This is a genomic window from Streptomyces sp. NPDC026500 (assembly GCF_055567635.1).
In genome coordinates, this window is sequence record NZ_JBVHQB010000008.1 from 172329 (window position 1) to 186867 (window position 14539).

Below are 14539 nucleotides of genomic sequence, written 5' to 3' on the forward strand. Positions count from 1 at the left end.
GCGGGTGTTGGGTCAGAATCTACGCGCGTCGTTGACCTTTTCCCGAGGAGTTCGAGACATGCCGTTGAACCGCCGGAAGTTCCTGAAGAAGTCCGCCGTGACGGGTGCGGGGGTGGCGCTCGCGGGTGCGGGCGCGGCTCCGGTGGCGCAGGCCGCAGAGGCGAAGGGGGGTCCCGGGCCGGTGAAGCGGTATGCGCTGACGGTGATGGGGACGACTGATCTGCACGGTCACGTGTTCAACTGGGACTACTTCAAGGACGCGGAGTACTCGGACAAGGCGGGCAATGCGCAGGGTCTGGCGCGGATCTCGACGCTGGTGACCGACATCCGTGCGGAGAGGGGCCGTTGCAACACGCTGCTCATCGACGCCGGTGACACGATCCAGGGCACTCCGTTGACGTACTACTACGCGAAGGTGGATCCGATCACCGCCAAGGGTGGTCCGGTGCACCCGATGGCGCAGGCGATGAACGCGATCGGCTATGACGCGGTGGCGCTGGGGAACCACGAGTTCAACTACGGCATCGAGACGTTGCGGAAGTTCGAGTCGCAGTGTCGCTTCCCGCTGTTGGGGGCGAACGCGCTGGACGCGAAGACGCTGAAGCCGGCGTTCCCTCCGTATTTCATGAAGGAGTTCCATGTCCATGGCGCTCCGCCGGTGAAGGTGGCGGTGCTGGGTCTGACGAACCCGGGTATCGCGATCTGGGACAAGGCTTATGTGCAGGGGAAGTTGACGTTCCCGGGTCTTGAGGAGCAGGCGGCGAAGTGGGTGCCGAAGCTGCGGTCGATGGGTGCGGACGTGGTGGTCGTGTCGGCGCACTCGGGTGCGTCGGGGACTTCTTCGTACGGTGACCAGGTGCCGTATGTGGAGAATTCGGCGGCGCTGGTGGCTCAGCAGGTGCCGGGGATCGACGCGATCCTGGTGGGTCACGCGCACCTGGAGATCCCGGAGTTGAAGGTCACGAACACGGCGTCGGGGAAGACGGTGGTGTTGTCGGAGCCGCTGGCGTACGCGGAGCGGATGTCGGTGTTCGACTTCGAGCTGGTCTTCGAGAAGGGCCGTTGGACGGTCGAGTCGGTGGCGGCGTCGGTGCGCAACACGAACGCGGTGGCGGACGACCCGAGGATCACGCGGCTGCTGAAGGACGAGCACGACGTGGTGGTGGCGTACGTCAACCAGGTGGTCGGCACGGCGACGGAGACGCTGACGACGGTGGAGGCGCGGTACAAGGACGCGCCGATCATCGATCTGATCACGAAGGTGCAGGAGGACGTGGTCAGGGCGGCGCTGGTGGGGACGCAGTACGCGTCGCTGCCGGTGATCGCGCAGGCGTCGCCGTTCTCGCGGACGTCGGAGATCCCGGCGGGCGATGTGACGATCCGGGATCTGTCGAGTCTGTATGTGTACGACAACACGCTGGTCGCGAAGGTGTTGTCGGGTGCGCAGGTGCGGGCGTACCTGGAGTACTCGGCGAACTACTTCGTGCAGACGGCCGCGGGTGCGGTGGTCGACACGGAGAAGCTGACGAACGCGAACAACCGTCCGGACTACAACTACGACTATGTGTCGGGGCTCCGGTACGACATCGACATCGCGCAGGCCGAGGGTTCGCGGATCAAGAATCTGACGTACAACGGTGCGGCGCTGGATGATGCGCAGCAGTTCGTGTTCGCGGTGAACAACTACCGTGCGAATGGCGGCGGTGCGTTTCCGCATGTCGCTTCGGCGACCGAGGTGTGGTCGGAGTCGACGGAGATCCGGACGCGGATCGCGGAGTGGGTGACGGCGAAGGGTGTGCTGGACCCGAAGGAGTTCGCTTCGGTGGACTGGAAGTTGACGCGGGACGGTTCGCCTGTGTTCTAGGGCGGGGCGGGTTCGGTTTCACGGCGTCGGCGCGGTTTCTCGCGTCGGCGCCGTTGCCGTTCGGGCCTGCGGATTCGGCCTCACGGGTGTGCGAGCGGCCGGGTCTGCGGGCGGGGTGCGCCTGCTGGGTCTGCAGGCGTGCCTGCCCGCTGGGTCCGGGGGCGTTCGGGCCGGCGTCTCCGCCGTCTCCCGCCGGTTCTTCATCTTCCTTCGACCAGGGGGATCAGGGGAACGAGGGGGGTGAGGGTCCGGGTTTCCCGGCCCTGGCGGGCGTTCGGGATGCGGGGGGTCTGTTCGAGGCCGAAGGTGGTGAAGGCGGTTCGGCCGGGGAGGGGGTAGGGGTCCTTGCCGGTGAGGGAGTTGAGGATGGTGGCGCTGCGCCAGGCGGCGAGGCCGAGGTCGGGGGCGCCGACGCCGTGGGTGTGGAGTTCGGCGTTCTGGACGTAGACGCGGCCGGTGACGGCGGGGTCGAGGATCAGGCGGAACTGGTTGTCGATGCCGGGGCGTTCGGCGTTGTCGCGGCGCAGGTAGGGGTCGAGTCCGGCGAGGAGTGGGGCGATGGGGCGTTCGCGGTAGCCGGTGGCGAGGACGACGGCGTTGGTGGTGAGGCGGGAGCGGGTGCCCTGCTGGCCGTGTTCCAGGTGGAGTTCGATCTTGGTGGTGGCGATGCGTCCGGCGGTGCGGACGGTGACGGCCGGGGTGAGGACGGCGTCGGGCCAGCCGCCGTGCAGGGTGCGGCGGTAGAGCTCGTCGTGGATGGCGGCGATGGTGTCGGCGTCGATGCCTTTGTGGAGTTGCCATTGGGCGGCGACGAGCCGGTCGCGGACGGGTTCGGTGAGGGCGTGGAAGTAGCGGGTGTAGTCGGGGGTGAAGTGTTCGAGGCCGAGTTTGGAGTACTCCATGGGTGCGAACGCTTCGGTGCGGGCGAGCCAGTGGATCTTTTCTTTTCCGGTGGGGCGGTTGCGCAGGAGGTCGAGGAAGACTTCGGCGCCGGACTGGCCGGCGCCGATGACGGTGATGTGGTCGGCGGTGAGGAACTGGTCGCGGTGTTTGAGGTAGTCGGCGGCGTGGATGACGGGCACGCCGGGTGCTTCGACGAGTGGTTTGAGTGGTTCGGGGATGTGGGGGGCGGTGCCGACGCCGAGGACGATGTTGCGGGTGTGGGTGCGGCCCAGGGCCTGTGCTTCGCCGTTGGCGTCGAGCTTGGTGAAGTCGACTTCGAAGAGGTCGTGTTCGGGGTTCCAGCGGACGGCGTCGACCTGGTGGGCGAAGCGGAGTCCGGGGAGGTTGTCGGCGACCCAGCGGCAGTAGGCGTCGTATTCGGCGCGCTGGATGTGGAAGCGCTCGGCGAAGTAGAAGGGGAAGAGGCGGTCGCGGGCCTTGAGGTGGTTGAGGAAGGACCAGGGGCTGGTGGGGTCGGCGAGGGTCACGAGGTCGGCGAGGAAGGGCACTTGGAGGGTGGCGCCGTCGATGAGGAGGCCGGGGTGCCAGTCGAAGCCGGAGCGTTGTTCGTAGAAGACGGTGTCGAGTTCGGTGAGGGGGTGGGCGAGGGCGGCGAGGGAGAGGTTGAAGGGGCCGATGCCGATGCCCACCAGGTCGCGGGGTGTTTCGGCGGCGGGTCGCTGGGGGTGGGGCGTCGGGCTCATCGGGGGGTGTGTCCTTCCACCAGTTTCAGGAGCACGGCCAGGTCGCCCGGCCGGGTGTGGGGGTTGAGGAGGGTGGCTTTGAGCCAGCGGCGGCCGTCGAGGGTGGCGCGGCCGAGGACGGCGCGTCCTTCGTTCAGGAGGGTGCGGCGTACGGCGGCGACGGTGTCGTCGGTGGCGCCGGTGGGCCGGAACAGGACGGTGCTGATGGCCGGTCGGTCGTAGAGCTCGAAGCCGGGGTGGGCGGTGATGAGGTCGGCGAGTTCTTGGGCGTGGGCGCAGACCTGGTCGACGAGTTCGCCGATGCCGTGCCGTCCGAGGGTTTTGAGGGTGACGGCGATTTTGAGGATGTCGGGGCGGCGGGTGGTGCGCAGGGAGCGGCCGAGCAGGTCGGGGAGGCCTGCTTCGGTGTCGTCGTCGGCGTTGAGGTAGTCGGCTCGGTGTCCGAGTGGGGTGAGGTCGGCGGGGTCGCGTACGGCGAGGAGTCCGGCGGCTGCGGGCTGCCAGCCGAGTTTGTGCAGGTCGAGGGTGACGGTGTCGGCGCGGGCGAGTCCGTCGAGTTTGGTGCGGTGCCGGTCGCTGAAGAGGAGGCCTCCGCCGTAGGCGGCGTCGATGTGGAGGCGGGCGCCGTGGGTGGCGCAGAGTTCGGCGATGTCGGGCAGTGGGTCGATGAGTCCGGCGTCGGTGGTGCCGGCGGTGGCGGCGACGAGGAGGGGGCCGCGCAGGTCGGTGAGGGCGCTGTCGAGGGCGGCGGGGTCGAGGGTGCCGGCGTCCGCGGGGACGACGACGGGTTCGGGGAGGCCGAGGAGCCAGGTGGCGCGGTGGAGGGAGTGGTGGGCGTTCGCCCCGCAGACGAGTTGGACGCCGTTGTGGGTCTCGCGGGCGAGGAGGAGGGCGAGTTGGTTGGACTCGGTGCCGCCGGTGGTGATGAGGGCGTCGCCCCGGGTGCCGTAGACCTGGTGGGCGAGGGCCTGGGTGAGGAGTGTTTCGAGTTCGGAGGCGGCGGGGGCCTGGTCCCAGGAGTCGAGGGAGGGGTTGAGGGCGGAGGCGGCGAGGTCGGCGGCGGTGGCGACGGCGAGGGGTGGGCAGTGCAGGTGGGCGGTGCACAGGGGGTCGGCGGGGTCGGCGGCGCCTTCGGCGAGGGCGCGGACGAGGGTGTGCAGGGCGTCGTCGCTGCCGTGGTGGGGCAGGGGGTCGCCGAGGGCGGCGCGCAGGCGCCTGGCGACGTGTTCGGGTCCTCCGGCGGGGAGGGGGCCTCCGCGTGCGGCGGTGCCTTCGGCGAGTGCGTGGAGGACGGTGTCGAGCAACGGCCGTAGTGCGTCGGGGCCTTCGGGTCCTGAGGCGAGGGGCGGCGTGCTCATGGGTGTCCTCCGGTGGACGCGCGGCGGGGTCTTTCCCGGCGTGTACGCGTTTTGGGCAGGTGCGCCCGCCAAGAAGAACGATTCGGTCCCGGCGGGGGTACTGCCGTACGGAGGAAATGTGTGGGAGGGGGTCGGCAGGCGGCCGGGTGCGTCGAACGCCGGAGGGCTGCGGGGCAGCCGTCCGGCGTTCGGGTTCGAGTCCTGGTGTCTGGGGGTGTCTAGGCCTGCCTCACCCGCAACGCCCGTGCGAGGTCGTCGAGTTGGTCGGTGAGTTTGCGGCGCAGGGCCGGGATGGGGTCGGCGTCGCGGAGGCAGGTCTCGCCGAGGGCGAGGGTCTCGGGGGCGACGGCGCCGGCGGGGAAGGCCCAGCGGCCGGCGGCTTCGGCCATGGCGGGGCCGCGCCGTCCGGCGACGGCCACGGCGTCGGGCCAGTAGCGCTCGACGTACTCGCGGACGAGGTCGGTCTGTTCGGGCTGCCAGAAGCCCTGGGCGGTGGCGGTGAACAGGTAGTTGGAGAGGTCGTCGGTGGCGAACATCGCGTCCCAGGCGGCGCGTTTGGCCTGCGGGTCGGGCAGGGCGGCGCGGCAGCGGGCGGCGCCTTCCTGGCCGGTGGCGCTGGGGTCCTGGACGAGTTCGGCGTCGATCACCGCGTCGTCGACGGCGCCGAGGACGGAGAGTCGGCCGAGGATGCGCCAGCGCAGTTCGGGGTCGAGTTCGGGGCCGCCGGGGACGGTGCCCTCGGAGAACCAGGCGCTGATGGTGTCGGGGTGGGCGGCGACGTCGATGAGGTGGCGTACGGCGGTGAGGCGCAGGCCGGGGTGGGAGCCGTCCTCGGTGCGGCGGATGAGGTCGCGGCACAGGTCGGTGAGGGTGGCGAGGGCTGCGGGCCGCTGCTCGGGGCGCAGGTAGCGGTCGGCGACGTGGGCGGTCGCGAAGGACAGGATGCCCTGGACGAGGGCGAGGTCGGTCTCGTGCGGCAGGTGGGTGCGGGCGGCCTCGATGTAGGCCGTGGCGGGCAGTTCGCCGTCGCGTACGGCGTCGCGGAGGGCGTTCCAGACGACGGCCCTGGTGAGGGGGTCGGGGAGGCCGGAGAGGGCGGCTCGTACGGTCTTGAAGGACTTGGGGTCGAAGCGGACCTTGGCGTAGGTGAGGTCGCCGTCGTTGAGGAGGAGCAGGTCGGGGCGGCGGCCGGGGCGGGGCCCGGCGGAGTCGCCCTGGGGGACGTCGAGTTCGAAGCGGTCGCGCAGGATCAGCCGGTTGTCCTCGCCGGGGACGGTGTCGTAGGCGCCGACGGCGATGCGGTGGGGGCGGCTGCCCTGGTGGTCGACGGTGAGGTGCCACTGGCCGTCGGCTTCGGTGATCTCGGGCCGGAGGGTGTCGACGCCGGTGGTGCGCAGCCAGGCGTCGGCCCAGGCGTGGACGTCGCGTTCGGTGGCGGAGGCGAGGTTGTCGATGAAGTCGGCGAGGGTGGCGTTGGCGAACTTGTGGCGGGCGAAGTGGGTGTTGATGCCGGCGAGGAAGTCCTTCTCGCCGAGCCAGGCCACGAGTTGGCGCAGTGCGGAGGCGCCCTTGGCGTAGGAGATGCCGTCGAAGTTGAGCATGGCGGACGCGGTGTCGGGGACGGCGTCCGGGTCGGGGGCGACGGGGTGGGTGGAGGGGCGCTGGTCGGCGTCGTAGCCCCAGGACTTGCGGGCGACTCCGAAGTCGACCCAGGTGTCGGTGAAGCGGGTGGCTTCGGTGAGGGTCTGGTAGCCCATGTACTCGGCGAAGGACTCGTTGAGCCAGATGTCGTCCCACCAGCGCAGGGTGACGAGGTCGCCGAACCACATGTGGGCCATCTCGTGGGCGATGACCATGGCGCGGGTCTGCCGCTCGGTGTCGGTGACGGCGGAGCGGTAGATGAACTCGTCGCGGAAGGTGACGAGTCCGGGGTTCTCCATGGCGCCGGCGTTGAATTCGGGGACGAACGCCTGGTCGTAGGAGTCGAAGGGGTAGGGCTCGTCGAACTTCTCGTGGTAGCGGTCGAAGCAGGCGCGGGTGATGTCGAGGATCTCTTCGGCGTCGGCGTCCAGGTACGGGGCGAGGGAGCGGCGGCAGTGGAGGCCGAAGGGGAGGCCGCGGTGCTCGGTGCGTACGGAGTGCCAGGGGCCGGCGGCGACGGCGACGAGGTAGGTGGAGACGAGGGGGGTGGGGGCGGCTTTCCAGTGGCCGTCGCCGAGGTGTTCGGTGATGCCGTTGGCAAGGACGGTCCAGCCTTCGGGGGCGGTGACGGAGAGTTCGAAGACGGACTTGAGGTCGGGCTGGTCGAAGGCGGCGAAGACGCGCTGGACGTCTTCCATGAACAGCTGGGTGTAGAGGTAGGTCTCGCCGTCGGTGGGGTCGGTGAAGCGGTGCATGCCCTCCCCGGTGCGGGAGTAGCGCATGCTCGCGTCGACGCGCAGTTCGTGTTCGCCGGCGGTGAGGCCCTTGAGGGGCAGCCGGTTCTCGTCGAGGGTCTCGGGGTCGAGGGGCCGGCCGTCGAGGGTGACGGAGCGCAGTTCGGCGGGCTTCAGCTCGACGAAGGTGTCCGCGGCGGTGCGGGTGGTGAACCGGATGACGGTCAGGGAGTCGAAGGTCTCGTCCCCTCCGGTCAGATCGAGTTCGATCCCGTAGTGGTGGACGTCGAGGAGCTTGGCACGGGTCTGCGCTTCGTCGCGCGTCAGTACGGACATGGGAACATGCTGCCCGATGCCGCAGGCAGGACACAGGGGTGGTCCGGCATGTGCGTTTTGTCGCCTCCCGGTCACGGGCTGCGGTTACGGTGTGCGGCCCTGTTCCAGCCGGCCGCTGTCCCGCGAGGCGTGCCGGTCGTCGGGCGCGGGGTGCCGGTTCCCGTTGGGCTCGTGGGGCTCGTGGTTCCCGTTGGGCTCATGGGGCTTGTTGGGCTCGTGGGGCCCGCGCGGATCCTTCCCGGACTCCGGTCGGTCCTCTCCCGGCTCGTGCGGGTCCTCCCGCGGCGGGTGCGGGTCCTGCTCGGGCCTGCGCCGGCCGGGGATGCGTCCGTCGGGGTGCGCGAGGGCCGGGTCGGGGGCGTGTCCCTTGACGAGGGCGCGCAGTTCGCGCAGTTCCGCTTCGAGGGCCTGGTGGCGGCGCTGGGCTTCGTAGAGGTAGCGGACCTTGGTGCGCAGGACCCAGGGGTCGACCGGTTTCATGAGGAGGTCGGCGACGCCGAGGGCGAAGGCGGTGGCGGTGAGTCCGGCGTCCGGGCCGAAGCCGGTGAGCAGGATGACGGGGATGTGCTGGGTCTGCTCCAGGCGCCGCATGTAGCGGACGACGTCGAGGCCGCTGACGCCGGGCATGCGCACGTCGAGGAGGAGCAGGGCGACCTGGCCGCGCAGGACTTCCTTGAGCGCCTCGTCGCCGCCCGTGGCCCGCACGACCCGGTAGCCGAGCGGGGCCAGGGCGCTCTCCAGGGCGTACAGGGTGCCCTCGTGGTCGTCGACGATGAGGATCTTGGCATCCGACGGCATGGCCCGACGTCCCCTCGTTTGGGCATACCAGCTTATGCCCGTACGGACGCACGACGCGGGCCCGTGGTGGTGACGGAAGTGCTCGCCGACGAGGACGGGCGTGGCGTGCTCGACGGCGCCCACGGACGGTGTGTGTTGGGCAGGAAGTGTGCGGGAGTGCACAGCGCAGGATGCCCGCTGTGGGCCCCCGGTGTCACTCCCCCGGGTCGGCCGTGGCGGTTCCCGCGTCGTCCGCGATGCGCTCGTGGTGCCGGATGACCTCGGCAATGATGAAATTCAGCAGTTTTTCGGCGAAGGCCGGATCCAGCTTGGCGCTCTCGGCGAGGCGGCGGAGCCGGGCGATCTGGTGGGCCTCGCGGGAGGGGTCCGCGGGCGGCAGCTGGTGGGCGGCTTTGAGGTGGCCGACCTGCTGGGTGCATTTGAAGCGCTCGGCGAGCATGTGCACGACGGCCGCGTCGATGTTGTCGATGCTGTCGCGCAGCCGGGCGAGTTCCGTGCTGACGGCGCGATCGACTTCCTGGGGCTTGCTGGTGCTCATGACGTCCAACCCTACGTGGCCCGCGGGGGTCCGATCATGGGCGGCTCCGTCCGGCGGGACCGCGCCGAAGGGCAAGTTCTTACGGCTGTGGGCCGGTGAGCACCTTGTGGAAGTGCACGTCCTGGTGACCGCCCGGGATGCCGTCCGTGCGGCCGGTCTCGCGGTAGCCGTGCCCGCGGTAGAAGTCGGGGGCCTGGAAGGTGAACGAGGAGACGATCATCTCGGTGCAGCCGCGCCGGACGCTCTCCTCCTCGGCGGCAAGGAGCAGTTTGGTGCCCCAGCCCGCGTGGCGCTGGTCGGCCCGTACCCAGAGCATGTCGACGGCGCAGCAGCTGCCCCATACCCAGGCGGTGAGCCCGCCGACGAGTTCCCCGTCGGCGTCGGTGACCCGGACCGAGACCGGCTCGGGGTCTCCGGCACCGGTCGCCTTCGCGTTGAAGGCGGTGAGTTCGTCGTCGAGCCGCTGTTGCAGGGCGTCGTCCTTGGCGCCGATCAGCAACGACGCGGTGACGGGCGGGTGGTGTCGGCTGGTCATGGCGGTGAGTATGCCAACGCCGGGGCGTGGGTGACGAGTGCGTTTCCGCGCCCGCCCCGGGCTCCCGCATCCGGGCCGCACGCTCCCCGCGCGTTCCCCGCGGACGCCTGCACGCCCCCCGTGTGCTCCCTGCGGGCCGTCGCACGCCCCCATAGGCTCCCGTAGGCCGTCCGCGCGCTCGGCGCGGGTCCTCCGCTCCCCACGGGTCTCGCGGGCTCCGCATGGGCCGTCCACGCCCTCCTGCCGCGGCGCCGCGCGGGTGCCGCGGCGGTCGCCCGCGACCGGGGTCGCGGGCGCCGCTGATGCTGGTGCTGCTGGTGCTGCTGGTGCTGGTGCTGGTGCGGCCGGCAAGGTCAGAGGCCGGCGGCCGCCCTGGCTATGTCGGCGGCGAAGGTCGAGACCTCGCTGTACACGCCGGGGTATCCGGGCTCCGCGCAGCCCTGGCCCCAGCTGACGATCCCGACCTGGATGTAGGCGCCCGTGTCGTCCTTGCGGAACATGGGTCCGCCGGAGTCGCCCTGGCAGGTGTCGACGCCGCCCTGGGCGACGAATCCGGCGCAGATCTCGTCACTGGGGACGAGGTCGCTGCCGTACGCCTGCTGACAGGTGGCGTCGTCGACGAAGGGGACGGTGGCCTTGAGCAGGTAGCGCTGCTGCCCGCCGCCCTCGCGGGTGGCACCCCAGCCGGCGACGGTGAAGTCGCCGTTGTTGTAGGCGGTGTTGGTGGCGATCTTCAGGGTGGGCTGCTCGATGGGCTTGGCGAGTTTGATGAGGGCCCAGTCCTTGCCCTTGCCGGTGTAGCCGGGGGCCTGGAGCAACTTGGTCGACTTGACCTTGACGGCGCTGCTGCTCTGCAGGTCCACGACGCCCGCGGTGGCGGTGATGGAGGTGTTGGTGCCGGAGCCGTTCACGCAGTGCGCGGCGGTCAGGACGATGCTCTTGGTGTAGAGGGCGCCGCCGCAGCCCATGGAGAGGCGGACCATGAACGGGAACTCGCCCTGCGCGGCACGTGTTCCGCCGACGACGGGTGCGGGTGCGGCGTGTGCGGACAGCGGCTGGAGGGACACGGCGGCGAGTACGACCGCGGCGACGGCGAGCAGTCTTCTGATGACGCCGAGCTTCTTGAGAGACTTCAACGTGCTTCCTTTCGTGGGGGGTTGTCCGCTGGGCAGGCGCACAGGAAACGGCCTATGGCATGCTCCTGCCAAGCTGGTGCGGATTATGGGGACCGGCCGCCGAACCGGGCAAGAACCGCATTCCGGCCAGCCGCCGCCCCGACCCGCCACCGCGCCCCCCGCCACCGGGCGGAACCCCGCTTACAGTGGAGAGGAGTTCCGGCGTCTTCTGGGGGTGCGGGCGTGGCGAACGGCGGACCCGTCGAGCACGGCTACCCGCATCTGGAGACGGTGCGGGCGGCGATCACCGCGCTCTACAAGCGGCTCTCGTACGACACCATCCACACCTTCGCGACCAGCGTCGCCCCCGCCGACGTGGCCTTCGCCGACGTCGACGACCTGCATCTGGGCGCCCAGCGCGTGGCCCGCGAGATGGTGCGGCACTACCGGCTGCCGGACGCCCGTATGATCGTCGGCTTCCGCGAGATGACTCACGCGGCGCACGTCGAACTCGCCGCGGGGCCCGAGTACTTCATCGAGCTCAACGACCGCTTCCGCACCCACCGCAGGGACATCGGCGCCGCCCTCGCCCACGAGGTGATGCACGTCTATCTGCACCGCCTCGATCTCGCGTTCCCCGGCACCCGCGACAACGAGATCCTCACCGACACGGCCGCCACCTACCTCGGCGCGGGCTGGCTCCTCCTCGACGCCTACCGCGAGGACTCCGCGTCCTCGCAGAAGCTCGGGTATCTGACCCCGGAGGAGTTCGGTTACGTCCTCGCCAAGCGTGCCCTGGTCTTCGGCGAGGACCCCTCGGTGTGGTTCACCAGCCCGCAGGCGTACACCGCGTACACGAAGGGCATGACGCTGGCCCGCCGCGACGAGCAGCAGCCCCCGCTGACCGCGGCGGGCTGGGCGGGCCGCCGCCGCTATGCCAGGGACCGCCGCCGCGCCCAGGACCACCACACCCCCGACCACTCCGGTGTCCCCTACGCCTTCGCGCCCGACGACCGCGGCCCGCTGCGTGTGTCCTTCCCGTGCCCGACCTGCCACCAGCGCATCAGGGTGCCGGTACGCGGCCGGGTGCGGGCACGGTGCGCGCTGTGCCGGACGGTCCTGGAGTGCGACACGTAACGGACGAGCCTCGGGCGCTTCGGGGCGGAAGGGCTGACACCCGCGATGTGCGGGTGAGGCAGAACACCCCAAAAGTCTTTGCCTCGCGGGTCCGTGGCGAGCGAGGGTCGAAGGATGAGCGCGAACGACCCGACCGCACGACTCTTCCCCGCCCTGTACGAGGGGGACGAGGACGCGGTCGTACGGCTGCTGCGCGCGGGAGTGAGCGTCGAGGCGGTCGACGAGGACGGCCAGAGCGCCCTGTACCTGGCGGCGGTGAGCGACCGGCCCGGCATCGTGCGGCTGCTGCTGGCCGGTGGCGCCGAGCCCGACCGCCTCAGCCTGGGCACGGACGCTCCGCTGTGCGGCGCGGCCTGCGGTGGTCACACGGAGGTGGTCCGCGCCCTGCTCGCGGCCGGGGCGAACCCGGACACCGTGGAGGCGTTCGGTTTCACCGCACTGACCTGGGCGCTGCGGCGGGGGCACACCGCCGTGGCGGAGGCGCTCCTCATGGCGGGCGCGGACCCCGACCGGCCCGGCCCGGCGGGCGAGCCCCCGCTGGTGACGGCCGCGCACCGGGGCTCCGTCGGCTGCGTACGGGCTCTGCTCGCGCACGGGGCGGGCGCGCGGGGCGAGGCGCTGGCGGAGGCCCGCCGCCTGCTCGGCGTGGGCATCGAGGTCGAACTCAAGGGGAGTCTGGCCCGCACGCACGGCCCCGGCCACCCCTCGGTCACCCACCGCCACCCGTCGCCCGAGGGCATGACCATCGAGGTCCAGCTCCTGGACGCCCGGGGACGGCCCTTCGCCGGAGACGACCTCCAGACCGGCCACGCGGAGATCACCACCCTGCTGAAGGCGAGCACGACACGCCCCGGACGCTGAACGCCGGGTGTTCCGGGCCGGCACGGCTTCGCGCACGCCGGCTCCCGGACGTGGACGGGACGCCGCCTGGTCCCCGCCGAGCGCCGTCGGCCGACCCGACGTCCCCGTCTTCGCCCCCTGGGGTGCCGCCCCCGGGGAGCCTCCGCCGCGGGGCCGGCGGGGACAACGGGGCGGGACAACGACGGGCCTCCTACCGTGCGCCGTACACCGCCCCCGGAGTCTGTGCCGCCGTCAGGAGTTTCCTGGCCGTTTCGCCGGCCTCCGCCGGGGTCCACCTGGCTCCGTTGTCGGCGCTCGGGCCCGGTCGCCAGCCCTCCATCACGGTGATCCGGCCGCCCTCGGTCTCGAAGACGCGGCCGGTGACCCCGGCGCTCGCGGCCGATCCGAGCCAGACGACCAGCGGCGAGACATTGCCGGGGGCCATGGCGTCGAAGCCACTGCCCGGGGCGGACATGGTGTCGGCGAAGGTCCGCTCGGTCATCCGGGTGCGGGCGGCCGGGGCGATGGCGTTGACGTGGACGCCGTACCGTCCCATCTCGGCGGCCGCGACCAGCGTCAGGGCGACGATGCCGGCCTTGGCTGCGCTGTAGTTGCCCTGCCCGACCGACCCCAGCAGGCCCGCTCCGCTGCTGGTGTTGACGACACGGGCGTCGGGCGCGCGGCCCGCCTTCGCCTCCGCCCGCCAGTGCGCCGCCGCCTGCCTGAGCGGCAGGAAGTGCCCCTTCAGATGGACCCGCATCACGGCGTCCCAGTCGTACTCGTCGAGGTTGACCAGCATCCGGTCGCGCAGGAACCCGGCGTTGTTGACGAGCGTGTCGAGACGCCCGTACGTCTTCAGGGCGGTGCGGAGGAGGGACTCGGCGCCCTCGGTCGTGGCGATGTCGCCGCCGTGGGCCACCGCTTCGCCGCCCGCCGCCCGGATCTCCTCGGCCACCTGCCGGGCCGGGCTGTCCGGTCCGGGGGTGCCGTCGAGACCGACGCCGAGGTCGTTCACGACGAGCCGGGCGCCCTCGGCGGCATACGCCAGCGCGTGCGCCCTGCCGAGCCCGCGGCCCGCGCCCGTGACGATCACGACCCGCCCCTCACACAGCAATCGTGCGCTCATACCGCTTCTCCCTGCTGGTCCTTGTTGGCGGTGGCGGCGTCGAGGAAGGCGGGCCTCTCCCCGCCTCCGTGGACGAGGATCGAGGCACCGCTGATGTAGGCGGCGGCGTCCGAGGCGAGGAAGACGGCTGCGGCGCCGACGTCGGACGGCCGGGCGAGGCGGCCCAGCGGGACGGTGCGGGCGACGGCGGCGATGCCGTCCTCGCCGCCGTAGTGCAGATGGGCGAGTTCGGTGCGGACCATGCCGACGACCAGGGTGTTGACCCGGATCCGGGGCGCCCACTCGACGGCCATCGAACGGGCCAGGTTCTCCAGTCCCGCCTTGGCCGCGCCGTAGGCCGCGGAACCGGGCGAGGGGCGCGACCCGCTGACGCTGCCGATCATCACGATGGAGCCCCGGGCCCGCCGGAGGTGCTCGTACGCGGCGATCGACGCGGTGAGCGGGGCGGTGAGGTTGAGCTCGATCACCCGGGCATGCCGCTCGGCGTCCGCCTCGGCCAGCGGCCGGTAGGGGGCGCCGCCCGCGTTGTTGACCAGGACGTCGAGCCGGGGCAGGGCGTCGAAGAAGGCCCGCACCGCGGCCGGGTCGCGCAGGTCGACGGGGACGAAGTCGGCGTCCTCGAGGGGGACTTCGGGTGGCCGGCGGGCGCAGACCACGACGTGTGCGCCGGCCCGCGCGAAGGCCTGTGCGATGCCCGCCCCGACTCCTCTGGTGCCGCCGGTGACGACGACGGTCCGGCCGCCGAGGTCCACGGCGGCGCCTTCGCGGTCCTCGGTGTCCACGTTGTCCACAGGGCCTCCCGCACGGCCGCGATCGCTGCTAGCTTCGCATCACACCTAACAAACGTTTGGTGGAAAGGTAGCTGATGCGC

11 protein-coding genes and 1 pseudogene are annotated in these 14539 nt (G+C 71.4%); 3 read left to right on the forward strand and 9 right to left on the reverse strand.

Features of this window, described 5'->3' with window-relative positions; genetic code table 11:
• Positions 1-58 precede the first annotated feature (58 nt).
• Positions 59-1864 carry a bifunctional metallophosphatase/5'-nucleotidase gene (locus tag ACZ4N5_RS16875; RefSeq protein WP_467757835.1) on the forward strand — a complete coding sequence of 602 codons (1806 nt, stop codon included), beginning with the start codon at positions 59-61 and terminating at the stop codon, positions 1862-1864.
• 200 nt (positions 1865-2064) lie between these two features.
• On the opposite strand, the gene ACZ4N5_RS16880 is transcribed toward ACZ4N5_RS16875, so the two are convergent.
• The 7 genes and pseudogenes from ACZ4N5_RS16880 to ACZ4N5_RS16910 form a co-directional block, all read right to left on the reverse strand.
• Positions 2065-3510 carry a lysine N(6)-hydroxylase/L-ornithine N(5)-oxygenase family protein gene (locus ACZ4N5_RS16880; protein WP_467757836.1) on the reverse strand — a complete coding sequence of 482 codons (1446 nt, stop codon included), beginning with the start codon at positions 3508-3510 and terminating at the stop codon, positions 2065-2067.
• Positions 3507-4868: a pyridoxal phosphate-dependent decarboxylase family protein gene (locus ACZ4N5_RS16885; protein WP_467757837.1), complete on the reverse strand. Its 1362-nt coding sequence runs from the start codon at positions 4866-4868 to the stop codon at positions 3507-3509. The genes ACZ4N5_RS16880 and ACZ4N5_RS16885 overlap by 4 nt, the downstream gene beginning before the upstream one ends.
• A gap of 218 nt (positions 4869-5086) precedes the next feature.
• Positions 5087-7579, reverse strand: a complete 2493-nt coding sequence (pepN, locus tag ACZ4N5_RS16890; RefSeq protein WP_467757838.1) for an aminopeptidase N — start codon at positions 7577-7579, stop codon at positions 5087-5089.
• 309 nt (positions 7580-7888) lie between these two features.
• Positions 7889-8377, reverse strand: a pseudogene (locus ACZ4N5_RS16895) (response regulator); the annotation flags it as partial.
• 193 nt (positions 8378-8570) lie between these two features.
• On the reverse strand, positions 8571-8915 hold the full coding sequence (locus tag ACZ4N5_RS16900) for a chorismate mutase (RefSeq protein ID WP_467757839.1): 345 nt from the start codon (positions 8913-8915) through the stop codon (positions 8571-8573).
• Positions 8916-8994: 79 nt separating this feature from the next.
• The gene (locus ACZ4N5_RS16905; protein WP_467757840.1) at positions 8995-9450 is read right to left on the reverse strand and encodes a GNAT family N-acetyltransferase; all 456 of its coding nucleotides are present in this window, start codon (positions 9448-9450) and stop codon (positions 8995-8997) included.
• A 353-nt stretch (positions 9451-9803) separates the two neighbouring features.
• Positions 9804-10586 (reverse strand): serine protease, encoded by a 783-nt coding sequence (locus ACZ4N5_RS16910; protein ID WP_467757841.1) that lies wholly within the window; start codon positions 10584-10586, stop codon positions 9804-9806.
• Positions 10587-10808: 222 nt separating this feature from the next.
• On the opposite strand from ACZ4N5_RS16910, the gene ACZ4N5_RS16915 reads away from it, so the two are divergent.
• A complete protein-coding gene (locus tag ACZ4N5_RS16915) occupies positions 10809-11702 on the forward strand; it encodes a hypothetical protein (RefSeq protein WP_467757842.1) in 894 nt (297 codons plus the stop codon).
• 114 nt (positions 11703-11816) lie between these two features.
• The gene (locus ACZ4N5_RS16920; protein ID WP_467757843.1) at positions 11817-12563 is read left to right on the forward strand and encodes an ankyrin repeat domain-containing protein; all 747 of its coding nucleotides are present in this window, start codon (positions 11817-11819) and stop codon (positions 12561-12563) included.
• 190 nt (positions 12564-12753) lie between these two features.
• Here the strand turns inward: ACZ4N5_RS16920 and ACZ4N5_RS16925 are convergent, their stop codons facing one another.
• Both ACZ4N5_RS16925 and ACZ4N5_RS16930 read right to left on the reverse strand, forming a co-directional pair.
• A complete protein-coding gene (locus tag ACZ4N5_RS16925; protein WP_467757844.1) occupies positions 12754-13668 on the reverse strand; it encodes an SDR family oxidoreductase in 915 nt (304 codons plus the stop codon).
• On the reverse strand, positions 13665-14420 hold the full coding sequence (locus ACZ4N5_RS16930) for an SDR family oxidoreductase (protein ID WP_467757984.1): 756 nt from the start codon (positions 14418-14420) through the stop codon (positions 13665-13667). The genes ACZ4N5_RS16925 and ACZ4N5_RS16930 overlap by 4 nt, the downstream gene beginning before the upstream one ends.
• Between the last annotated feature and the right edge of the window lie 119 nt (positions 14421-14539).